Origin of the sequence: Faecalibacterium sp. AF27-11BH, from assembly GCF_003603005.1 — a bacterium.
In the GTDB taxonomy this organism is placed as follows: domain Bacteria; phylum Bacillota; class Clostridia; order Oscillospirales; family Ruminococcaceae; genus Faecalibacterium; species Faecalibacterium taiwanense.
The window spans coordinates 1-21030 of the sequence record NZ_QVGS01000005.1 but is presented as its reverse complement, the minus strand read 5'-3'; the positions used below and the strand labels follow the sequence as shown (position 1 = coordinate 21030).

Below are 21030 nucleotides of genomic sequence, written 5' to 3'. Positions count from 1 at the left end.
TACCAACCTCCTTTACGCCAGCTCGTTGTAGCAGTTGACACAGTCATTGATGGCAGCAAACAGTGCGGTGGAGGAGATGGTTGCGCCGCTGTAGGCGTCGTAATCCTGATTCATCACAATGTTCTGGGTGCCGTCCATGCCGTCGAACTGCGCCAGGAAGTCGTCACTGCTCACGTTGGAGCCGATGCCCTTGGTCTGGGTGGAAGCGTCTACCCACATGCCGGTCTCGGCACCATTGGCATCAAAGCCCATGATGACGGTCAGGATGCCGCCGTCAAAGCCCTTTTCCTCGGCCTTGATGGCAGTGCTGCCGTCCGGAGCTTTGACCACGCCGGTGATGCCGGCGGTGGTGTAATCGGTCACTTCTTCCAGCTCGCTGGCATCCGAAACGGAGGGCAGCACGCCGACATAAGCGGCCAGAGTGGTGCGCTTGGTGTTCTCGGCAATGACCGGGGCGGTCATACCGTTCACCAGTGCCAGCAGCAGGCTGGCGATCAGGGAGATAACGCTCAGCACAACAATGGGCTTGATGGTGCTCTCCCAGTTGGAAGACTTACTCATTTGCCAGCACCCTCCTTTGCTTTCTTTGCAGGCTTAATGTAGCCATACGGGGTCTGACGGGTCAGATCGTTGATGTAGGGGACCCACAGGTTCATGAACAGCAGTGCGAAGGACACGCCCTCGGTGTAGCTGCCCCAGTAACGGATGGCAAAGGTGACGATGCCCAGTGCCACGCCGTACACCAGCTTGCCCTTCAGGGTGAAGGGGCTGGTAACGTAGTCGGTAGCCATGAACACGGCACCGAACAGCAGGCCGCCGCTCAGCACGGCAACCAGAGCCTCGTGCACGCTGTGGGTAGCAATGAGGTAGAACACGAACATGCTGCCGACGTAAGAAGCCGGGATGGCGATGCTGATGGTCTTGGTGGCCACCAGATAAATCAGGCCCAGCACGATGGCCAGTGCGCAGGTCTCGCCCAGCACACCGCCGTGGATGCCCATGAACAGATCCAGCAGGCTCAGCTTGGACTTATCGGCCACAGCCAGCGGGGTAGCGCTGGACAGCTGATCCACCGCTGCATCCGGGAACACCCACTTGTTCATGGAACCGGCAAAGCTGATGAACAGCACGATACGGCCCACCAGAGCGGGGTTGGCAAAGTTCATGCCGATGCCGCCGAACAGCTGCTTGACGATGACGATGGCCACCAGATCACCGATGATGAGCTGGCCGATGGGCATGCCCACGGGCACGTTCATGGCCAGAATGATGCCGGTGACGACGGCGGACAGGTCGCTGATGGGGTTGGGCTTCTTGAGCAGCTTGCAGTACAGCCACTCAAAAGCCACACAGGCCACCACGGACACGGCTGTTACCAGCAGTGCACGCATACCAAAAATGATGGCAGAGGCCACCACGCAGGGGCACAGGGCGACGATCACGTTGGCCATCAGGCTCTGGGTGGTCTCTTCGCTGCGCACATGCGGGGAAGCCGAAACAATAAGCTTCGTATCCATTACTTATTGCCTCCTTTTTTGATTTCACCAAGGTAGAACGCCTTTGCCAGACTCATCATCTGGGTAACAGGGCGCTTTGCCGGGCAGACGAACGAGCAGCTGCCGCAGTTGAAGCAGTAGTCTGCATGCAGCTTGCCCAGCTCCTGCACATCGCGTGCAGCGTATGCCTGATTGACCTCCACAGGCTCCAGACCCATGGGGCAGTACTCCACGCAGCGGCCGCAGCGGATGCAGGGATTCACCGGTGCAGGCTCTGCAGCGGCCTTGCTCAGGAAGATCAGGCCGGAGGTGGTCTTGGTGGTGGGGTAGCTCAGGTTCTCCACAGCGGGGCCCATCATGGCACCGCCGGCAACCACTTTGCCCAGCTCGCCCTTGACACCCGCAAAATCAATGATGTCCTGATAGGCAGTGCCCACGGGGACAACGATGTTCTGGGGCTTTGCGCAGGCATCGCCGTCCACGGTGATGGTGCGCTCGACCACCGGCATACCGGTAGCCAGATACTTGCCAAGGGTGGAGACGCTGGTCACGTTCATGACGATAGCGCCGGCATCTGCGGGCAGACCGCCGTGGGGCACTTCGCGGCCCAGACACTTTTCAATAAGGATCAGCTCTGCGCCGGTGCCGTAGACACTGGGCAGGGGCTTGACCTCGATGGTGCTGTCGCCATTGGTCTTTTTGCACAGCAAGTCGATGCACTCGGGCTTGTTGTTCTCAATGCCGATGACGCACTTCGGGATGCCGGTGTACTGCAGCACGGCCTTGATGCCGCGGATGATATCATCGCTGCAGTTCAGCATCTCCTGCGTATCGCTGGTCAGCCACACTTCACACTCGGAAGCGTTGATCAGCAGGGTATCCACCTGCTGCTTGGGCTGCAGCTTTACGTCGGTCGGGAAGCCTGCGCCGCCCAGACCGACCAGACCGCACTCACGCACAGCCTTGAGGAAGCTGGCCTTATCGGTCACTTCCGGTGCCTTGACAGCCGGGTCCACGGTCTGTTTGCCATCGGTCTTGATGACGACAGAGTCGCACATGCGGCCATTGGACAGACGGAAGGGCTCCACTGCGGCAACCGTGCCGGAGACACTGGAGTGGATGTTTGCAGAGACGAAGCCGCCAGCCTCGCCGATCTTTGTGCCAACGAACACCTCGTCGCCCTTTTTGACCAGAGCTTTGGCGGGAGCGCCGATATGCTGGCTCATGAGGATGCGTACCTGCGCGGGCAGAGGCATCGGGATCGGTTTGCTTGCAGCAGTTGCCTTGTCATGCGGCGTATGCGCGCCAAGCGCCGCACGTTTCAGCTTGTTCAACATGGAATTCAAATCCCCCATTCTGCTTGAATTGCCGCCCCCACGCCCATGCAGGCGCACTGGTACAGGGACAGCAGCTGCTTAACATGTTTATTGTATCATTTTGGCGTGGGAAGTCAACGACAATGGCACAAAAATGATGTGTTTTCCTGAACTTTCTTTTCATTTTTTCGTGGTTATATACAACTAACCACCGTATTTTTCTTCCTGCATCCGGTGTTTGCCTTTGCATGCGGATTATGCTATACTAAGGGCAAGCAAAAACTGCGGAACGTCCCCCGCTCCGCGCCAGACTTACCAAGGAGGCTTGAAACGATGAAGGTTCTCAAAGCACTGCTCGCCGTCCTCACTGCTCTGGCGGTGGCCCTGACCGCCGCGCTGCTGTTCATTCAGGATAAGAACGCACCCCGTTATATCCAGATCTACGAGAACGAGCAGTAACACCCGTCTTGCACAAAAAGCATCCCCCAGCCTGAACGGCAGCGCCGCACGGGCTGGGGGATGTGTTGTTTTATGACATACAAAAAGCACCGCCGGGTCTCCCTCAGCGGTGTTTTCAGGCAAAATATTCCTTTTAGTAATCTTTTTCGCAGCCCAGCAGGTATTTCATGTGCTCAAAGGTGCGGTCATGCCCAAGGTCGCGCACCATTTTCAGCAGCTCTTCCAGCAGGGCACGGGTCTCCGGGTGGAGCAGGTAGTGGGTCTTGCTGCGCTCGTAGTATTCCCACGGGGAAGCATCGGTGTACTTGTCGCCCAGATAGATCTGGCTTGCGGCCACGCGGTCGCACACCATTTCGCACACATAGCGCAGGGGCATCTTCATGCCGGCAAGGCCCACCTTCCGGGTGCTGTAGTCGATCCAGTATTCCAGATGGTGCTTGTTGCGGCCCTTGTGGTGCAGCCACGCGGAGGAATAGCCCCGCGCCAGACGTTCCGCTTCGTTGGGGCTGTGGTCACCCTGATAATAGATGCAGCCCGGAATGAACTCGGTAGGGCTGTACTTGCTCAGGTCGTGGGCAAGGCCCTGCTCATAGAGCCCGCAGGCAAAGCAATATTTCATCACCAGCAGCTTGTGCCGGGTGATGGTCTCAAAATGGCCCTTGATGTTCATGCTGTTATTTCCTCCACTGCACCGTGATACGTCCCTCTTTCAGCCCGCGCAGATCATTGCTTTCGGAAAAATCCTCCCGGTCCATGGTCAGGTTGGGGTTGTAGTAGGGGTCGTGCAGAATGTTCGCCTTGCCGTGCACGGCATACAGCCGCTGCTGCTCGGCGGCAAAGCGCCGGGCCTTCACCGGGTCTTTTTCGTCGCCGCCGCGGCTCTTGCTCTCGTAATGGGTCAGCCGGGCGTAGGGCGTCCACGCAATGCGGCAGCCTGCATCCCGCACCCGCAGGCAGAAATCCACATCGTTGAAGGCCACCGCAAAGGCTTCGTCCAGACCGCCCACTTCGTCCCACACGCTGGTCTTTACCAGCAGGCAGGCACCGGTGACGGCGGAAAAGTCCTGCACCGTTGCAGAGCGGAACATGTAGCCGCTGCCGCCCGCCTTGCGGTATTTGTGGCTGTGGCCCGCGTAGCCGCCAAGGCCGGTCACAACGCCTGCATGCTGCAACGTCTCGTCCGGGTAAAAAAGCTCCGCGCCGCAGATGGCCGCGCCGCCGGGGTGAGCACACTGCCGCAAAAGCTCCGTGAGCCAATCCGCATTGCGCACCTCCACGTCGTTGTTCAGCAGCAGCAGGTAATCCCCGCTGGCGTACTGCCGGCCAAAGTTGTTGATGCCGGAGAAGTTGAAGCCCTTCTGCGGGTAGTTGACCACCTGCAGGCCGTCGTAGCGCTGCCGGGCTTCCTTATAATAGGTGAAGGTCGCCGGGTCGGTGGAGTTGTTCTCGATGACGATAACCTCAAAGTTCTCCCAGCTGGTTTTGGTCCAGATGCTGTGCAGGCACTTTTCCAAGTCCCCGGTGTGGTCCTTATTGGGGATGAGGATGCTCACCTTCGGATCGCCCACGATATCCCACTTCACCCGGTAGGTACTGGGGAACAGGCCATCCTCCACGGTGCCGGTGCGTCCGGTGCGGGCCAGATGGTCGGCCAGCGCCTTTTTGGCTGCTGCCGCCACATAGGGCTTGGCATCGGTGCCGCCAGAGGTGGAGCCTGTGTGCACCCGCCAGTAGTACAGCACCTGCGGTACATGGGCCGCACCGCCGGTCTTTTCCACAAGGCGCAGGAACAAATCGTGGTCCTGACTGCCGTCGCACTCCGGCCGCTCCCCGCCGATCTCATCCCACAGCGCCTTTTGGAACACCGCCAAGTGACAGATGTAGTTGCAGCACAGCAGGTAGTCCGGGGCGTAATCCGGCTTGAAGTGGGCCACCATGGGCCGCTGGATGCTCTTGGAAAAGAGTGCTTCATCGCTGTAGAGGAAGCCGTCCGGCTCGCCCTGCGCCCGCAGCTGCAGAATGGCTTTGCCCATGGTGTACAGGGCGTGGGGCGCAAGGATATCATCGTGGTCGGCAAGGGCCAGATATTCCCCTGTGGCAAGCTCTGCCGCAGCATTGGTGTTGGCCGCAATGCCTTTGTTTTCGATCTTTTTGTATACGATGCGTTGATTCTTTGTCTGATATTCCTCCACGATGCGCTTCACATCGGCATGTTCTGCATCGGAAGCATCCGCAAGGCAGAGCTGGCCGTTGGGGGCCGTCTGGTTCACAAAGGAATCCAGAAATTCCCGCAGGTATTTTTCCGGTGTATTATACAGCGGGGTCAGGATGCTGATGGTGGGCAGGCCGCAGTCTGCCGCCGTTTTGCCGGCCATTTCGGCCCGCTGGGCTTCCAGCACCTTTTTGGCGGGCAGATAGCGGGCACGCTTGCCAAAGCAGCGGCGCCTGACAAAGCCCGCGCCCCGTTTGAGCATGGTGGGCAGGCCCTCGTCCTTCGTCAGTTGCACCGCATAGCCTGCCAGTTCTCTGGCACGTTTCAGTCGTACATTCATATCAGGCCTCGCCGCGCTGCGTTGCCTTGTAGGCCGCGCAGACCGTTGCCGTATCGCCATTCATTTTCAGGTGACCGTGGCTCAGCCATGCCACCTTGCTGCACATGCGCTCGATCTGCTCAATGGAGTGAGACACCAGAATGACCGTGGTGCCGCCCGCCATCAGCTCCTGCATCCGCTTTTCGCACTTCTGCTGGAACAGGAAATCGCCCACCGAAAGCACCTCGTCCGCAATGAGGATATCGGGCTTGGTGATGGTGGCAATGGCAAAGCCGATGCGGGCCACCATGCCGGAGGAGTAGTTCTTGAGCGGCACATCCAGAAAGTTCTGCAGCTCGCTGAACTCCACGATCTCGTCAAACTTTTCGTCCAGATACTTGGGCGAGAAGCCCAGCACCGTGCCGTTCAGATAGATGTTCTCGCGGGCAGTCAGGTCCATATCAAAGCCCGCGCCCAGCTCGATGAGTGGGGCGATGGAGCCGCGGACCGTCACCTTGCCCTTGCTGGGCTTGTACACGCCCGCAATGGTCTTGAGCAGGGTGGACTTGCCCGAGCCGTTCAGACCCACAAGGCCGTAGAAATCACCGGGCATGATGTCCAGACTCACGTCCTTCAGGGCGTAAAATTCATCGTACTGCAGGCGGCCCTGCACCATGGCCAGAAAATACTCTTTCAGACTCTCATGCTTTTCCTTGGAGAGGTTGAAGCACATGGAAACATTGTCCACTTTGATGATCGGTTCCATTGTTCTTCCTCCTTAAATATGCAGCACAAAGCGGTCCTGCGTTTTGCGGAATACCCACACGCCCACCAGCATGGAGAGCACGGCGCAGCAGCCGCACACCGCGAACATGTTGAAATCCAGCGGGATGCCCCACATCACGGTACGGCGGAAGCCTGTGATGTACCAGTACATGGGGTTCAGCTTGATGATCTGCTGCATGTTGAACCCGCCAATGGAAAAGGTCATCTGGGTGGGGTCGTAGAAGATGGCGGAAAAATACAGCAATGCAGTGATGAACACGCTCCAGATGTGCATGATATCCCGGAAGAACACGGTAGCCGCTGCCAGAAGCAGGCCCACGCCCAGACTGAAGAAGAACAGCGTCACCAGCGGGTAGACCGCCTCGATGAGGGTCAGGTGGAAGGGTGCACCGGTGAAGATCATGACCAGCAGCAGCGCCACAAAGCTGAACACGCAGTTCACCATGGCAAAGCAGCACTTTTCCAGCGGGAAGATATACTTGGGGATATACACCTTTTTGAGCAGGGGCGCAGCGCCCAGCACACTGCTCATGCCGGTGGAGGTGGCCTCGTTGAAGAAGTTGAACAGCAGCTGGCCGCACATCAGGAACACGGCAAAGTTGTCGATGCCGCTGCCGCGCATGTCCATCAGACTGCTGAACACGGCCCAGTACACAAGGCACATGAGCAGCGGGTTCAGAACGCTCCACACCACGCCCAGCACGCTGCGGCGGTATTTGAGCTTGAAGTCACGGCTGACGAGGTTCCACAGCAGATAGCGGTAGCACCAGAAGCCGTTCCACATTGCTTTGAATTTTGCCACAGGCGATCACCACTTTTCAAAATATTCAAACTTCTGTGCAGCAAAGGGCTCGTGCAGCTTGTCCTTTGCGCTGGTCTTGTGCTCGCAGCCGCAGTCCGGCCACTGCACGTTCACGGTGGGGTCATCGTAGGGGATGCCGCCCTCGCTGGTGGGATCGTACACATCGGTGCACTTGTAGCAGAACTCTGCCACATCGCTCAGCACCAGAAAACCGTGTGCAAAGCCCTCCGGGATGTAGAACATCTTCTTGTTCTCCTCGGAAAGGGTCACGCCCACCCACTTACCGAAGGTGGCGCTATGCGGGCGGCAGTCCACGGCCACATCGAACACCTCGCCCTTGGTCACGCGCACCAGCTTGCCCTGCGTGTGCTCCTTCTGGAAGTGCAGGCCGCGCAGCACGCCGCGGGTGGAGCGGCTCTGGTTGTCCTGCACGAATTCCTTATCGATGCCGGCTTCGGCAAACTGATCCTTCTGATAGGTCTCCATAAAATAACCGCGGTCGTCGCCGAACACCTGCGGCTCAATGACCACAACACCGGGGATCTCGGTCTGAGTAAACGTAAACTTGCCCATATTTTGTACCTCTCTTTTTGTGAAGCATGTTTGTTTTATCTGGAAAAGTCTGTTCGACGCAGGCTTTTGCGCTTATTTGCCGCGGCGGGTCTGTCCCTGTTCCGTGCGCGTTCTGCGGCGTTTCTTCCGCCAAGTGATGAACCGCACCACCAGAAAGGTTACCAGCGCTGCCGCTGCGGTGGACCCCAGCGAGATGCCCAGCAGCCAGAATGCATGGCTTTGGGGCTTTACCGCCTTGGCCGCTTCCAGCTCCTGACCGGTGCTGTTCTCCAGCAGTTCAGGCAGGCCGGAAATTTCCGCATCCACACGCACGCTGGTGCTCTCCTGCTTTTCGCCGCCGTGGACGGTGTACACAGCGTACACCTCCGGGTCGGAGCCAAGGACATAGCTTTCCGGCAGTTCCAGCGTCACCTCCACATCGTCGGCAGTCAGGCCGTTGGCCAGCAGCAGCCGCACGCCGGGGTCGGAGACGGTCACGGTGCCAAGGCTCCCGCCGCCGCCCACCACGCTCAGCGGTGCTGTGATGCCCTGCGCGGGCAGGTCGGTGTAGCCGGTAAAGGTGCTGAACGCATAATCCAGCAGGGTGCGCATATCGTTGTATTTATCGGTGCTCAGCTCACTCTGCATGGTCACGCAGATGAGCCGGACGCCGTTCTGCTCCGCCAGACAGGCGTAGCTGTAGCGGGCCGTGTTGGTATAACCGAGCTTGGAACCCAGAATGGACGAGATGTAGTACCGGCTGGAGCCAATGCGCATTTTGTCCTGCTGGGAAAAGTAGCGGGTCACGGGCTGGATGTTGGTGGGGTCCATGGTGTACATCTCATTGCGGGTGAACACCTGCTCAAAGCCCGGCTGCTCCAGTGCCCAGCGCAGGATCTGCGCCATATCGTAGCAGCTGGTGTAGTGGTCCTCGTCGCTGATGCCGTGAGGGTTTGCAAAGTGGGTGTGCGCAAGGCCCAGTTCCTTCACCTTTGCGTTCATCTTCTCCACGCCGTCCGCGATGGTGCCCTCTCCCACATATTCGGCCAACAGGTTCGCGCCGTCGTTGGCGCTGGCCATCTGGGTGGCATACAGCGCATCCGTCAGGGGGACTTCTTCGCCCTCGCGCAGGGCAATGTGACTGGAATCGGTGCCCGCCAGCGAGTAAACATCCTCGTGGGTCACGGTGAGCTTTATATCATCCCAGTTCCCCTGCGCCTTTTCGCAGGCAAGGCCCAGCGTCATCACCTTGGTGATGGATGCCGGGTGCAGCTCTTCGTTCATATTCTGCTGTGCCAGCACAAGGCCGGTGTCTGCATCGATGATGCAGTAAGCGCGGGTGGCACCAAGGGCAGGGCCAGCCGCCGCTGCCCCCGGCACGAACACGCAGATCATAAGCAGCACAACGCACAGCGCCGCTGTCAGTTTTTTCATCTGGTTTTTCTCCATTGAGCGTTTTTCTGCCCGTCGTACTGCACCGGCAAAGCATCAGATAATAGTATACCACACTTTACCCCGGCTGAAAAGCCATTCAGACGTTGTTTTGCAGCAGAACGGGCTGCAGCTGCCGCCCGGCCAGCGCAGCGTCCAGTGCAGCGGGCAGATGGGCAAAGTCCGCCTTCAGGCTGTTGGGCTTGTGGGTGGGGTCATCCTGCCCGTAGGGCACAAAATAGTAATGCTTGCGTTGGAAAAGTCGAGCGATGTTCTCCCCCGACGCTCCCAGCCCATCGTTGGTGGAAATGCCCACCACCACCGGGCACCCCACCCGCAAAAGGCTTTTTGCCGCCAGCGTCACCGGCGTATCGGAAAGCCCCGCCGCCAGCCTTGCCAGCGTGGCCCCGGTGCAGGGCGCGATCACCAGTGCACTGACCAGCTTTTTAGGGCCAAGCGGCTCCACGGCCTGCAACGTGTCCAGCACTGCATGGCCGGTAAGGGCTTCCAGCCGTTCCTGCCAGAACTGCCCGGTGCCAAAGCGGGTATCCTGCTTTGCGGCAAAGCTCATGATGGGCAGCAGCTCCCAGCCCTGTTCTGTCAGCTGCTGCGCTGCCGCAAGCGCCGCTTCCAGTGTGCAGAAGCTGCCGCACACCGCAAATGCAATGCGTCCTTTTTTCTGCGTTCTCATGTGTGTTCCTCCCGCTCCCGCAAAATGGTCAGCACGGTGCGCGCCACCGCTTCCCCGGCCGTGTCCGGCGCACAGGCGGCGGGCAGGCTGAGCGCATGGATGGCCTTGCAGCCCAGCCGCTGCGCCGTCGCAAAGTCGGTGCCGCCGGGCTTTGATGCCAGATCTACGATCAGGCTGCCGGGCCGCAGAGCCGTCAGCACCGGCTCGGTCAGCACCGGGGCCGGGATGGTGTTCACCACCGTATCAAAGGCCGGAGCCAGCGCGGCCAGCCGGGCAAGCTCTGCACCCCGCAGACCAAGGCTCTCGGCCAGCGCACGCTGTTCGGCGCGCCGGGCACAGACAGTCACATTTGCCCCCAGTGCCGCCAGCCGCGCCCCCAGCGCCTGCCCCACCGGGCCAAAGCCCAGCAGCAGAAGGTTTGTGCCCCACAGGGTACGGGTGCGCTCGGCCAGCAGGATGCCAATGCAGCCCTCCGCCGTAGGGATGGCATTGTACACCGTCAGCTCCGGTCGGGCAAAGTAATCCACCAGCTCCACGCCAGCTTCCTGTGCGATGGTCTTTGCCTGAACTGAGAGCCTGCCGCCCAGTGCCACCGCACCGGGCTTTGCGGCCCGCAGCAGCTCTGCCAGCGGGGTGCGGGCCGCATCCAGCGGCAGAGGCAGCAGGATATAATCTGCCAGTGCAACCTGCTCGGCTCCGCCCACCGCATAACCTGCCCGTTCCAGCACCCGGCCTGCCGCCGCCTGCCGGGCATCGGTGCCCACCACCGCAAACAGCTTTTTCGCTTCCATGCCGCATCCCCCTTTGCCTGCTCGTGGGCCATCCTATGCAGGAGAAATATTTGTTGTGAAAAAACTCCTCCAGCTTTCGCCGGAGGAGTTTTTTATCACGATTATAGAATGCGCCGCCCTGACATCCGGCACATCTTTTATTTTACGAACTTTGCCACAGCACGGGCTACGATGCCGCCCAGAATGCCGGAGACAAGGAACTCGGCCACGCCCTGCACGCCGACCAGCAGCACCACGAACATGAAGGGGTTCGCAGCACCCTTGACGGACACGAGGTTCTGCACGTAGTCACAGCCGTAGAAGGCCAGCACGATCCAGCCCATGAAGAACACCGTGTTCAGGAACGGGGCGCTCATGGCGCTGACGATGTAGCTCCAGGTGCCGGGCTTGTCAAAGCGCTTCAGGCTGCTGAAGATCAGGCCGCAGCACAGGCCCATCAGCACGCGCATACCCACGCACAGGATAAAGGTGTTCACAGGGCTTACCTGAAACAGCGCACCCGTCATAGCGGAAGCACCGGTGATGGCATCGTAGAAGCTCACTGCGCCGAACACACCGCCCAGCAATGCGCCCACAGCGGGGCCCATGGTGATGGCACCCACTGCAATGGGAAGGGTCAGGAAGCTCATGTACAGCGGGCCCACAGGCACACTGCCCAGACCCACCATCTTCATGACCAGCTCAATGGCAACCAGCAGCGCCACACGGGTAAGAGTTTTCGTATTTTTCATATTCAGTTTTCCTCCTGCTGCCGTTCCGCCCTATACGTCGGATACGGCGCAAACCTGCCCGCTCTATGCGGGTTTTAAAGTAAATATTCAAATAATTTGGAGCGCGTTTTGTCAGGGCGTGTTCCAATGGAAATGGCTGTTTTGGGGGTCAGTGGTCGCACGGGAAGCGGATGCCCGCATTGCGGCGGGCCACCGTGAGCACACGGCTCACCGCGATGGTGGTATCCTGCATCCGGCCGCACAGCTCCTGATCTCCGCTCTCCAGCGCACGGGCAAAGGCTTCAAACTCTGCCGCCTGCCGGGGCCTGCCGCCATTCAGGTTATAGTGCTCTTCCTTGCCCTCGTTAGGGTGGAAGGTGATGCCGCCGCAGCAGTTGGCGGTGGACTTCTGCAGGATATAGCCCTTCGTGCCCTGAATGATGTACCGGGCCGGGGCCGCGCAGTCCTTGGCGGCGATGCTCACGGCCTTGAAGCCGCTGTAATCCATGGTCAGGATGCCGCTGGTGTCGATGCCGCGCTCCATGTTGGCGGTATATTTGGCCTGATTCGGCTCCCCGAACAGGCCCACGATGTAGCTTACATTATATACGCCAAGATCCATCAGGGCACCGCCGGCACAGGCCGGGTCAAAGGCAGGCTGTACATCGCCTGCACAGAAGGCATCGTACCGGCTGGAATACTGGCTGAAATTGCACTGTACCAGCTTCACGGTGCCAATGCGGGGCAGCAGCTCCCGGATCTTTGCGTAGTTTTCAAGGTACTGGGTGGTGATGGCTTCAAACAGGAACACCTTTTTGTGCCGTGCCAGATTTACCAGTTCTTCCGTCTGGGCCGCCGTGGGTGCCAGCGGCTTTTCCACAATAACATGTTTGCCTGCTTCCAGCGCCACGCGGGCATAGCGCACATGCTGCAGGTTCGGCACTGCAATGTACACCACATCCACCCACTGCAGCAGTTCCAGAAAATTGGTGGTGTGCTGCGGCACGCCGTACTGGCCGCAAAGGCTCTGAGCCAGCTCGGCGCTGCGCTCGGTGCTGCAGATGGCCTGCACCGTAAAAGGCGTGTGCTCTGCAAGCCATGGCAAAAATTCCCGCACGATCTTGCCCGTGCCAAGAATGCCTAATTTCATCTGATTTTTCTCCCCATCCTGTCGTTGGTCAGCCTACCAGCGCTTCCGGCTCGCGGCGGGTGCGCTTTTTGGGGTAGGTGCGCTGTTTTGCATGGCCGTGCTGGTTCTGTCGGCCATAGTGCCTGCCGCCGCCCGCACTGTGGTGCTGCGGCTGGGACGCATTGAGCTGGTACAAAAGGGCAAGTCCCTTCATCAGCAGCTCCGGGTCGTAGGTCAGCGGGTGGCGGCACAGCGGTGTCACATACTTTGCCAGCCCTCCTGTTACCACCAGAGTGGCCGGACGGCCAAGCTCTTCCTCAATGCGCTGCACCATGCCGTCAATGAGCACAGCCGTGCCCATCACGGAGCCGGACAGCATGCATTTTTCGGTGTTGGTGCCAATGGCACTTTTGGGCGAGCCAAGATGCACCTGCGGCAGCTGGGCACAGCGGTCGCCCAGTGCCCGCAACCCGGTGGAAAGCCCCGGGCAGATGACACCGCCCCGGAACACGCGGTTCTCGTCCACCACATTAAAGGTCGTGGCAGTTCCAAGGTCCACCGTGACCACCGGCAGCGGAAAATTTGCCGCCGCATAAGCCGCATCCACAAGGCGATCCTTGCCCACAGCGTGGGGTTCATCCACGCCCATGGTCAGTCCGGTTCGGATCTCCGGCGAGACGATGACCGGCTTCCTGCCGGTGTAATGACGGGCGCACTCCGCCAGCGCCCCCGTGATCTGGGGCACCACGCTGGTGAGCACAGCGCCCTCAAAGCGCATGGGGCGCTCAGGATGGCGGCGGTGCGCAAAAATTTTATCCATTTCGACACGATATTCTGCAGCCGTGCGGGTGCGCACCGTGTCCATGCGCGCCACAAAGCATACACGTCCGTCCCGAATGCCCCCAAGGGCGACGGTGGTGTTGCCTATATCAATGGCTAAGATCATAATTCTGTTTTCCCTTTATAACGCGGCAGTATCCGGCAGGACGGCGGAGAAAGCTCCCCGATGGCCTGCCCATCACCGCAGTCTGTCTATTCTTTGTCAAGCTGTATTTTACCGCATTTTGTTCCCAGTTACAAGCCTGTACAAAGATTTTGTTGTGCTGGCGGAACTTTTGCATTATACTAAAGGAAAATATGTGGAAACAGTACGTTTTTGCAGGAGGTTTTACCAATGGATCTGAACGGAAAATGCGTCCTTCTGGGCGTAAGCGGCGGCATTGCCGCCTATAAAATGGCCAACGTGGCCAGCGCACTGCGCAAGCTGGGAGCCGATGTGGAGGTCATCATGACCAAAAATGCGACCCAGTTCATCACCCCTGTTACATTTGAAACGCTTACCGGCCACAAGTGCATGGTGGATACCTTTGACCGGGATTTCAAGTTTGAAGTCACCCACATCTCGCTGGCAAAAAAAGCCGATGTGATCCTTGTCGCCCCGGCCACTGCCAACGTCATCGCCAAGATGGCCCACGGCATCGCCGATGATATGCTCACCACCACAGTGTTGGCTGCAAAGTGCCCCAAGCTCGTTTCTCCGGCCATGAATACCGGAATGCTGGAAAACCCCATCACGCAGGATAATATCGCCACGCTGGAACGCTACGGCTTCACGGTGATCCCCTCCGAGAGCGGCGTGCTGGCCTGCAAGGATGTTGGCAGCGGCCGTCTGCCTAAGGAAGATGTGCTGATCGAGTATATCCTGCATGCCATTGCCCGGCCCAAAGATCTTGCCGGTCTGCGCATTGCCGTCACCGCCGGCCCCACGCAGGAGCCGCTGGACCCGGTGCGCTACCTCACCAACCATTCCACCGGCAAGATGGGCTATGCCCTTGCCCGTGCCGCCGCCATGCGCGGCGCGGATGTCACCCTTATCCACGGCGAGACTGCCCTGCAGCCGGTCAAGTTTACCACCGATGTGCCCGTGACCACTGCTCAGCAGATGTACGAAGCCGTCACCAGCCGCTTTGAGGCTACGGATGTGCTCATTATGGCCGCTGCCGTGGCCGACTACCGCCCCGCTGCCGTGGCAAACGACAAGATCAAAAAAAAGGACGGCGACATGTCCATCCCTCTGGAACGCACGCCGGATATTCTGGGCACCATCGGCCCCAAAAAGACCCACCAGTTCCTGTGCGGTTTTTCCATGGAGACCCGCGATCTTGTGGAAAACTCCTCCGCAAAGCTGACCAAAAAGAATCTGGACATGGTGGTTGCCAACAACCTGAAAGTGGCCGGTGCCGGTTTTGGTGTGGACACCAATGTAGTCACCCTCATTACCCCGGACGGCACCCGTGAGCTGCCGCTGATGAGCAAGGCCGATGTGGCCGATGCCATTCTGGATGAAATTTTAAAACGCCGCTCCCAGTGAGAAAAAGTGGCTGTCGCATGTGCAACAGCCACTTTTTTATTTTTCCTTCCGTGCAAACACGATGCCAATGGTACCCGGGCCGGAATAGCCGCCGATGGTGGTGCCGATGTCTGTCTCGTGGCATTCCTTGAAACTGCCGTATTTCTTCAGCCCCGCCTTCACTGCATCCATGCAGCCGGGCTTCGGCTGGCAGGAGGAGATGAACACAAGGCTATCCTCGATGTCGTCGCGTTCCACCAGACGGTCGGTGATGTACTTGCCCACGCAGATGGGCAGGCTGCCGCGGTATTTTTTGACTACCTTCAGCTCGCCGTCGATCACTTCCAGTGCGGGCTTGATGCCCAGCAAGTTTGCCCCGAAGGCCAGCACACCGGAGCAGCGGCCGCTCTTGGCCATAAAGTCCAGCCTGTCCAGTACAAAGCTCAGCTCTACCCGTTTGGCAAGGCTCTGCAGCCGCATCGTAATGTTGCGGGGAGGCAGGCCATCTGCAGCCCACTTGGCCGCTTTCAGCACCAGATAGCCCTGCCCGGTACAGATATTCTGGCTGTCCACCACATAGACATTCTCGAATTCGCCTGCCGCCAGCTTCGCATTCTGGAAGCAGGACGAAAGCTTGCTGCTGACCGAAATATGGATCACCGCATCGCACTCTTTGGCAAACGGCTCAAAAAATTCGGTATATTCCACCAGATTTGCGGCGGCGGATTTGGGCATTTTGCCGCCCGCATTCACATAGGCAAACACATCTGCCGGGTGGATCGTTACGCCGTCCAGATAGCTATCCTCACCCATCAGAATGTGCATGGGCATCAGGGCAATGTCCCACTGTGCCAAAAGCTCTTCGGACAGGTCGCAGGTGCTGTCCGCTGTGATCTTGATTCTCACATTATTTCTCCTTTTATAAAACCGTTCTGCATCCTCTGTCGGTCGCACCGACGATCCCTTAAAAAATTGTCCTTTTCTATTTTACCACAGATGATTCAAAGTTGTTAAGTATTTTGTAAAGGCAAATGTAAATCTTTTATGAAGAAGTTCCCGGTTTCGGTTTTCTTGTACACTTATCACAAATTCCGAATTGGATTTATGGTTCTTTCCGAAAATTCGGGTTTACCTGTTTATTTTGTCCGCCAAAAATTATATAATAAGATGTATCCTAATAGAATGGATTGAATCGGTCTGCTCTGCGGCCGTTATTTATTTGGAGGTTGCCTTATATGTTCATGTACACCGATTACAACCAGCACCTGCTGGACAATGTAAAAAAGATCCACTTCATCGGCTGCGGCGGCAGCGGCATGTATCCGCTCATCCAGATCCTTGCCGCAAAAGGCTACGAGATCTCCGGCAGCGATGTGCTGGATGGCAGCATCATCCGCTACGAGCGTGAGATGGGTGTCAAGGTCAGCCTGGGTCACAGCGCCGATAATGTGATCGGCACCGACATGGTGGTCTACTCTGCCGCCATTTCCAAAGATAACGTGGAGCTGAATGCCGCTGCCTCCTACGGCATCCCCACCATCGAGCGCAGCGTTCTGCTGGGTTACGTGAGCCGCCTGTACAAACAGAGCATCTGCGTCTCCGGCACTCACGGAAAAACCACCACCACTTCCATGATCACCACTGCGCTGGAGTTGGCAGGCCGCGACCCGTCTGCCGTCATCGGCGGCAAGCTTCCGCTGATCAATGGCTACGGCAAGGCTGGCAAGGGCGACGATATCGTAATTGAGTCCTGTGAATTTGCCGAGACCTTCCTGAAACTGACCCCGTACCTGTCCGTTGTGCTGAACATCGACAATGACCATCTGGATTACTACGGCAGCATGGGCGAACTGAAGTTTGCCTTCAAGCGCTTTGCCCTGATGACCAAGTTCATGATCTTTGCCAATGCGGACGACAAGAACACCATGGATGTCATGTACACGCTGGACCGCCGCGTGCGCACCTTTGGCATCCAGAACGACGGCGATTATCAGGCATTGAACGTGAACGAATACAAGCCTGGCTTCTTTGAGTTCGACCTGAAGGAGTGGAACAAGGTCACCGGCCATATCCGTCTGGCTGTGCCCGGCTACCACAACATTTACAATGCGCTTGCCATGTGTGCCGTCTGCCGCTTCGTCGGTCTGACCGTGGAGCAGTGCGCCGATGCCGCCCTGAACTTCAAGGGTGCCGGCCGCCGCTTTGAGGTTTACGGCGAGTGTAACGGCGCTTTGGTCGTGGACGATTATGCACATCATCCCACCGAGCTGCGCGCTACCCTGACCACTGCCAAGGAGATGGGCTACAAGCGTCTGATCGCCGTCCACCAGCCGTTTACATACAGCCGCACCAAGATGCTGTTCAACGACTTTGTGGATGTGCTCAAGATCCCCGATATCACCGTGCTGACCCCGATCATGGGCAGCCGTGAGCCCAACGATCCCACCATTACCAGTGCAAAACTGGCCGCTCAGATCCCCGGCTCTGTTCTGGTGAACAGTCTGGAGGAGGCCGCCGAGTGGGTCAAGCAGAACGCCCGGGAGGGCGATCTGGTCATCACCCTCGGCTGCGGCGACATCTACAAGGCCAGCAAGATGATGGTGGCCGACAACCAGTAAAGAATCTGCTATACAAAAAGAGGAACGACAGCTGTCGTTCCTCTTTTTTTCGTTGATCCGGGTCAGTTCCGCGAGCACTTTTCCGCGTCGATGGCCAACACGAACATCAGCACATAAAGCGCATCCTTCGGGTCGGTGATGTCCAGAACGTAGGTGTCCATCCAGTGGAACGGTTCCTTGGACACGGCAGCCACCGTGCCGCCGTCCGGGCCGGTGATGGTATAGTCCCACTCGAATACATCGCCCTCCACATGCCAGCCGTTGAAGTCGATGTTGTACTTCGGCTTGAAGAAGGTCAGCTCCTTTTTCAGGGTACCGATGCAGGTCTCGCCCTCGTACAGCTCAAACTTGGGCAGCCAGGTCAGGATCTCTTCCTTGACGGTGCCCAGCTCCTGCTGTTCTTCCGGGTCGTAGATCTTCAGGCAGTGCCCCCAGGACAGCTGCCCCTTGACCACATACACGGTGTTTTCGTTTTCGTCGTAGATGTCGTAGCTGTCAAACCAGCTGAATGCACGCTGTCTAAAAAGCAGTTTCATCTTCCTCACCTCACTCGGAATACGATTTGGGACGTCCTTTTCGTGCGGTTCTTCCGCTTTTTTCCATCATACCAGATTCTGCCTCATCGTGCAATCCCGAAGCAGCCCCGCCCGGAACATTCTCCGGGCGGGGCTGCCGTTTGCCGTTCAGTTTTCTACGATTCGGCATGTTTTGTCATTCTTTTTCGTTTTGTATTTCAGTGGTGTCTGCACCTCGGCACGGATCTTTCCCAGATAGGTGCGGGTCTGCTCTGCACCCTGCAGAATCGCTTCCACCTGCGCCCGCTGTTCCTCAGTCAGGTCATCCTCCGCCAGCAGCTCCGCGTTGCCCTCGATGATGGTCAGCGGCGTTTTCAGCTTGTGGGACAGCTGAATGATCTGCTCCCGCTGCCGCTGCTCCATGTCCCACTGCTTCTGCAGGCTGCCGGTCAATTCATCGCCCATGGTCTGCAATGCCTGCAAAGCGCTCTCGTACTCCCGCACCTTCGCGCCGGAAAACACCGCGCTGTCCAGTTCCTTCCGTGCCACCGCCTGCGCGGCGGCGGTCAGCTTTTCGGTCTCCCGGGTCAGGAAGCGCCCTGTCCTGTGGGTGCTCCACACCACTGCCCCTATCAGCAGCAGAATGCCCAGAATGCAGTGCACGGTCTGCATATCCGGCAGCACGCCCCGCAGCGCAGGGTCGGCGTAGGGCACGGCATAGTCAAATTGCAGCAGGCAAACCGTTCCGTCCTGCAATTTCGACGTCATATAATACTGTGTGTAGCCAAAATGCCAGCGGGTTTTCCCCTGCTGGTTCTCCATTGCCCGCTGCAAGTGCCCGGCATCCATGTTGGTGGCCAGCACCTCGCTGCTGTCCGGCGCGGCAAACAGGGCGTACCGGCACAAGGAGTCCAGCTGCGTTTCGTCAAAGGTTTCGGCGGTCATGCCTGGCAAAACGTCCTGTGCGGCCTTCTGGCAGGCCTGCGCGGCCTGATTCGCGGGCAGGAACAATCCGCTGTTCTGGATCCACAGCAGCAGCACCAGCAGCCACCCCACCGCGACCAGCAGGCAGGCCAGCGCCGTGCGCACCAGATATTGCAGCAGCACGCTGCGCAGAGAGGTCAGTCTTCGCTTTTCCATCGGTACCCCACGCCCCATACGGTATTGAGCAGCTTTTCCGGCTCCGGCACGCCCGCCGCCCGCAGCTTTGCCCGGATATTTTTGATGTGCTGTGTCACGGCAGTGTCGTCCGCCGTGCCGTCAATGCCAAAAACCGCTTCGTAAATTTGCTCCTTGGTAAAGGTCTGCCCGGCGTGCAGCGCCAGATACTCGCAGATGGCATACTCCGAGCGGGTCAGCGGCAGCACTGTGCCCTCCACTGCCGCGCTCCGGGCGGTCAGGTCAAAGGCTACGCCGCTGCGCACCATCCGGTGCGCCGGGGTGCGGCTCTGCCGCCGAAGATGTGCCGCTACCCGCGCCCGCAGCTCTGCCACCCGGAAGGGCTTGGACAAAAAGTCGTCTGCCCCGATGCCCAAGCCTTCCAGCACAGCCGCCTCGTCGGTGCGGGCACTCAGAAAGAGGATGGGCACTTCGGTCAGGCTGCGGATGCGACGGCACACCGCAAAGCCATCCTCTCCGGGCATCATCACGTCCAGCAGGATGCAGTCTGCCCAGCGGCAAAGCGCCTCGGTCAGTTCCCCGCCTGCCTGCCGCGTTTCTACCCGGTGTCCGTCCCGCTCCAAGGCGGTGCGGATCAGCTTGCAGAGCTCCAGATTGTCATCCAGCGTCAGAATATTTGCCACAAGATCACCTCAACACGTTATAAAGCAGGCAGGAAGCGCCGTAAAGCAGATACACATGGGCTGGGTAGAACCAATAGAACCACTGCTTGTGCCCGCTGCCGCGCTGCCCGTTGTACAGCAGCATCAGCAGCACCGCCGCCACCCCGAACCACTCGTAGTAGTCGGTGAACATCTGCGTCCAGACAAAGCCATCCTGTCGGCAAGCCATCCCAAAGGTCAGCACAAAATCACATAGGAAAATGAGCACGGCCCATGCCGTCAGCTGTACGCGGCGATGCCCCCGCAGGGCATACAGCAGCACACCTCCCAGCAAAAAGCTCCAGCCGCCGTCCGTGATGGTTGTCCACATGGGCAGCGGGCTTGTAATGACAAAGGCCACGATCGTTGAAGCAATGGGCATCTCCTGTACCCCGGGGAAGAGCAGCAGAAATACTACCACCACATACGGCCAGCACAAAACGGCGGCAATGGCAGCAATGCCTTTTGCAAGCTTTTTCTCCCGCAGCCAGTCGATGCCCTGCCAGACGATGCACAGCAGCATCAGATCCTGAAAAATCGCGTTCAGCGGGTAGAAGCCATCCCCGCGCCGGAAGGCTTTGGCGTAGATCATAAAGAATTCCAGGGCCGCCATGGCAGTGCAAATGGCCCAGATGCGGATAAAATACCTCTTGCGGTCATGGGTGTGGGCAAAGCCCTCCACCGTGCAGAACAGAAACAGCGGCGCACTGAGCCGCCCCAGCATACTGAACACCGTCGGGATGCAGCCGGTGAACTCGAAGAAATAATGAATGTGGTCCAGCACCATCAGCACCAGTGCAATGGTCTTGAGCTGGGTACCGTCCAGCCCTTTTTTCGTCAGTTTATCCATACGGAATCTCCTTTCTCTATACGTTCAGTGTAGCAGGAAAATCTGTAGAAAGTATAAGTTTTTTCTTTATGATACTATTTTCTGCCCCAAAACGCAACAAAAAAGCCCTGAGATTTCTCTCAGAGCTTTCTGTTCAAGTCGGCGACTACCTATTTTCACGCGCCGTTTCCAGCGAACTATCTT

The 21030-nt window shown here is 58.5% G+C and carries 22 protein-coding genes; 3 read left to right on the top strand and 19 right to left on the bottom strand.

Going from position 1 to position 21030, the window contains the following annotated elements; genetic code table 11:
• Nucleotides 1-12: 12 nt before the first annotated feature.
• Genes DWY76_RS06605 through rsxC form a run of 3 tightly spaced genes read right to left on the bottom strand, consistent with a single transcriptional unit; the run spans nt 13 to nt 2833 of the window.
• Nucleotides 13-561: an FMN-binding protein gene (locus DWY76_RS06605; RefSeq protein WP_005943884.1), complete on the bottom strand. Its 549-nt coding sequence runs from the start codon at nt 559-561 to the stop codon at nt 13-15.
• Entirely contained in the window at nt 558-1517 is a 960-nt protein-coding gene (locus DWY76_RS06600; protein WP_097774296.1) for an RnfABCDGE type electron transport complex subunit D, read from the bottom strand. The genes DWY76_RS06605 and DWY76_RS06600 overlap by 4 nt, the downstream gene beginning before the upstream one ends.
• Nucleotides 1517-2833, bottom strand: coding sequence for an electron transport complex subunit RsxC (gene rsxC / locus DWY76_RS06595; protein WP_242959231.1), 1317 nt, complete (start codon nt 2831-2833; stop codon nt 1517-1519). Before rsxC ends, DWY76_RS06600 begins: the two co-directional genes overlap by 1 nt.
• Nucleotides 2834-3145: 312 nt before the next feature.
• Between rsxC and DWY76_RS14505 the strand changes: the two genes are divergently transcribed.
• Nucleotides 3146-3271 carry a hypothetical protein gene (locus DWY76_RS14505; RefSeq protein ID WP_005943878.1) on the top strand — a complete coding sequence of 42 codons (126 nt, stop codon included), beginning with the start codon at nt 3146-3148 and terminating at the stop codon, nt 3269-3271.
• A 133-nt stretch (nt 3272-3404) separates the two neighbouring features.
• Here DWY76_RS14505 and DWY76_RS06590 read toward each other — a convergent pair whose 3' ends face one another.
• From DWY76_RS06590 to DWY76_RS06540, 11 genes are all read right to left on the bottom strand, one after another.
• Nucleotides 3405-3941, bottom strand: coding sequence for a DUF5662 family protein (locus tag DWY76_RS06590; protein WP_120080524.1), 537 nt, complete (start codon nt 3939-3941; stop codon nt 3405-3407).
• A gap of 4 nt (nt 3942-3945) precedes the next feature.
• A complete protein-coding gene (locus DWY76_RS06585; RefSeq protein ID WP_120080521.1) occupies nt 3946-5823 on the bottom strand; it encodes a glycosyltransferase family 2 protein in 1878 nt (625 codons plus the stop codon).
• A 1-nt stretch (nt 5824) separates the two neighbouring features.
• Nucleotides 5825-6568 (bottom strand): ABC transporter ATP-binding protein, encoded by a 744-nt coding sequence (locus DWY76_RS06580; protein ID WP_005943870.1) that lies wholly within the window; start codon nt 6566-6568, stop codon nt 5825-5827.
• Nucleotides 6569-6580: 12 nt separating this feature from the next.
• Entirely contained in the window at nt 6581-7390 is an 810-nt protein-coding gene (locus tag DWY76_RS06575; protein WP_223388262.1) for an ABC transporter permease, read from the bottom strand.
• A 6-nt stretch (nt 7391-7396) separates the two neighbouring features.
• Nucleotides 7397-7963 carry a dTDP-4-dehydrorhamnose 3,5-epimerase gene (gene rfbC, locus DWY76_RS06570; RefSeq protein ID WP_097777386.1) on the bottom strand — a complete coding sequence of 189 codons (567 nt, stop codon included), beginning with the start codon at nt 7961-7963 and terminating at the stop codon, nt 7397-7399.
• Nucleotides 7964-8035: 72 nt separating this feature from the next.
• Nucleotides 8036-9376, bottom strand: coding sequence for a serine hydrolase (locus tag DWY76_RS06565; RefSeq protein ID WP_120080519.1), 1341 nt, complete (start codon nt 9374-9376; stop codon nt 8036-8038).
• A 97-nt stretch (nt 9377-9473) separates the two neighbouring features.
• Nucleotides 9474-10064: a dipicolinate synthase subunit B gene (locus tag DWY76_RS06560; protein WP_120080517.1), complete on the bottom strand. Its 591-nt coding sequence runs from the start codon at nt 10062-10064 to the stop codon at nt 9474-9476.
• The gene (locus DWY76_RS06555) at nt 10061-10855 is read right to left on the bottom strand and encodes an NAD(P)-dependent oxidoreductase (protein WP_120080515.1); all 795 of its coding nucleotides are present in this window, start codon (nt 10853-10855) and stop codon (nt 10061-10063) included. Before DWY76_RS06555 ends, DWY76_RS06560 begins: the two co-directional genes overlap by 4 nt.
• Nucleotides 10856-10992: 137 nt before the next feature.
• Nucleotides 10993-11586 (bottom strand): ECF transporter S component, encoded by a 594-nt coding sequence (locus DWY76_RS06550; protein WP_242961829.1) that lies wholly within the window; start codon nt 11584-11586, stop codon nt 10993-10995.
• 148 nt (nt 11587-11734) lie between these two features.
• Complete coding sequence (locus DWY76_RS06545; protein ID WP_005943855.1) at nt 11735-12715, bottom strand: Gfo/Idh/MocA family oxidoreductase; 981 nt, start codon at nt 12713-12715, stop codon at nt 11735-11737.
• Nucleotides 12716-12743: 28 nt separating this feature from the next.
• Entirely contained in the window at nt 12744-13640 is an 897-nt protein-coding gene (locus tag DWY76_RS06540; RefSeq protein WP_120080513.1) for a type III pantothenate kinase, read from the bottom strand.
• Between the two features lie 228 nt (nt 13641-13868).
• On the opposite strand from DWY76_RS06540, the gene coaBC reads away from it, so the two are divergent.
• Complete coding sequence (gene coaBC, locus DWY76_RS06535) at nt 13869-15065, top strand: bifunctional phosphopantothenoylcysteine decarboxylase/phosphopantothenate--cysteine ligase CoaBC (RefSeq protein ID WP_120080511.1); 1197 nt, start codon at nt 13869-13871, stop codon at nt 15063-15065.
• 36 nt (nt 15066-15101) lie between these two features.
• Here coaBC and DWY76_RS06530 read toward each other — a convergent pair whose 3' ends face one another.
• Entirely contained in the window at nt 15102-15950 is an 849-nt protein-coding gene (locus tag DWY76_RS06530) for a DegV family protein (RefSeq protein WP_120080509.1), read from the bottom strand.
• Between the two features lie 329 nt (nt 15951-16279).
• On the opposite strand from DWY76_RS06530, the gene murC reads away from it, so the two are divergent.
• Nucleotides 16280-17662 (top strand): UDP-N-acetylmuramate--L-alanine ligase, encoded by a 1383-nt coding sequence (gene murC / locus DWY76_RS06525; RefSeq protein WP_005943842.1) that lies wholly within the window; start codon nt 16280-16282, stop codon nt 17660-17662.
• A 62-nt stretch (nt 17663-17724) separates the two neighbouring features.
• Here murC and DWY76_RS06520 read toward each other — a convergent pair whose 3' ends face one another.
• The 4 genes from DWY76_RS06520 to DWY76_RS06505 all read right to left on the bottom strand — a co-directional run bounded on the left by DWY76_RS06520 (nt 17725) and on the right by DWY76_RS06505 (nt 20847).
• Entirely contained in the window at nt 17725-18198 is a 474-nt protein-coding gene (locus DWY76_RS06520; protein ID WP_120080507.1) for an LURP-one-related family protein, read from the bottom strand.
• Between the two features lie 147 nt (nt 18199-18345).
• Entirely contained in the window at nt 18346-19317 is a 972-nt protein-coding gene (locus DWY76_RS06515; RefSeq protein ID WP_120080505.1) for a histidine kinase dimerization/phospho-acceptor domain-containing protein, read from the bottom strand.
• Nucleotides 19299-19979, bottom strand: coding sequence for a response regulator transcription factor (locus DWY76_RS06510; RefSeq protein WP_005943833.1), 681 nt, complete (start codon nt 19977-19979; stop codon nt 19299-19301). The genes DWY76_RS06515 and DWY76_RS06510 overlap by 19 nt, the downstream gene beginning before the upstream one ends.
• Before the next feature lie 4 nt (nt 19980-19983).
• Nucleotides 19984-20847: a TraX family protein gene (locus DWY76_RS06505; protein WP_120080503.1), complete on the bottom strand. Its 864-nt coding sequence runs from the start codon at nt 20845-20847 to the stop codon at nt 19984-19986.
• Nucleotides 20848-21030: the final 183 nt, after the last annotated feature.

Bases quoted from the DNA above. Each gene is read 5' to 3' on its own strand.
- DWY76_RS06605 (WP_005943884.1), bottom strand. From the start codon at position 561: ATGAGTAAGTCTTCCAACTGGGAGAGCACCATCAAGCCCATTGTTGTG.
- DWY76_RS06520 (WP_120080507.1), bottom strand. From the start codon at position 18,198: ATGAAACTGCTTTTTAGACAGCGTGCATTCAGCTGGTTTGACAGCTAC.
- murC (WP_005943842.1), top strand. From the start codon at position 16,280: ATGTTCATGTACACCGATTACAACCAGCACCTGCTGGACAATGTAAAA.
- DWY76_RS06515 (WP_120080505.1), bottom strand. From the start codon at position 19,317: ATGGAAAAGCGAAGACTGACCTCTCTGCGCAGCGTGCTGCTGCAATAT.
- coaBC (WP_120080511.1), top strand. From the start codon at position 13,869: ATGGATCTGAACGGAAAATGCGTCCTTCTGGGCGTAAGCGGCGGCATT.
- DWY76_RS06560 (WP_120080517.1), bottom strand. From the start codon at position 10,064: ATGAGAACGCAGAAAAAAGGACGCATTGCATTTGCGGTGTGCGGCAGC.
- DWY76_RS06505 (WP_120080503.1), bottom strand. From the start codon at position 20,847: ATGGATAAACTGACGAAAAAAGGGCTGGACGGTACCCAGCTCAAGACC.
- DWY76_RS06585 (WP_120080521.1), bottom strand. From the start codon at position 5,823: ATGAATGTACGACTGAAACGTGCCAGAGAACTGGCAGGCTATGCGGTG.
- DWY76_RS14505 (WP_005943878.1), top strand. From the start codon at position 3,146: ATGAAGGTTCTCAAAGCACTGCTCGCCGTCCTCACTGCTCTGGCGGTG.
- DWY76_RS06555 (WP_120080515.1), bottom strand. From the start codon at position 10,855: ATGGAAGCGAAAAAGCTGTTTGCGGTGGTGGGCACCGATGCCCGGCAG.
- DWY76_RS06580 (WP_005943870.1), bottom strand. From the start codon at position 6,568: ATGGAACCGATCATCAAAGTGGACAATGTTTCCATGTGCTTCAACCTC.
- DWY76_RS06600 (WP_097774296.1), bottom strand. From the start codon at position 1,517: ATGGATACGAAGCTTATTGTTTCGGCTTCCCCGCATGTGCGCAGCGAA.
- rfbC (WP_097777386.1), bottom strand. From the start codon at position 7,963: ATGGGCAAGTTTACGTTTACTCAGACCGAGATCCCCGGTGTTGTGGTC.
- DWY76_RS06590 (WP_120080524.1), bottom strand. From the start codon at position 3,941: ATGAACATCAAGGGCCATTTTGAGACCATCACCCGGCACAAGCTGCTG.
- DWY76_RS06550 (WP_242961829.1), bottom strand. From the start codon at position 11,586: ATGAAAAATACGAAAACTCTTACCCGTGTGGCGCTGCTGGTTGCCATT.
- DWY76_RS06545 (WP_005943855.1), bottom strand. From the start codon at position 12,715: ATGAAATTAGGCATTCTTGGCACGGGCAAGATCGTGCGGGAATTTTTG.
- rsxC (WP_242959231.1), bottom strand. From the start codon at position 2,833: ATGTTGAACAAGCTGAAACGTGCGGCGCTTGGCGCGCATACGCCGCAT.
- DWY76_RS06540 (WP_120080513.1), bottom strand. From the start codon at position 13,640: ATGATCTTAGCCATTGATATAGGCAACACCACCGTCGCCCTTGGGGGC.
- DWY76_RS06565 (WP_120080519.1), bottom strand. From the start codon at position 9,376: ATGAAAAAACTGACAGCGGCGCTGTGCGTTGTGCTGCTTATGATCTGC.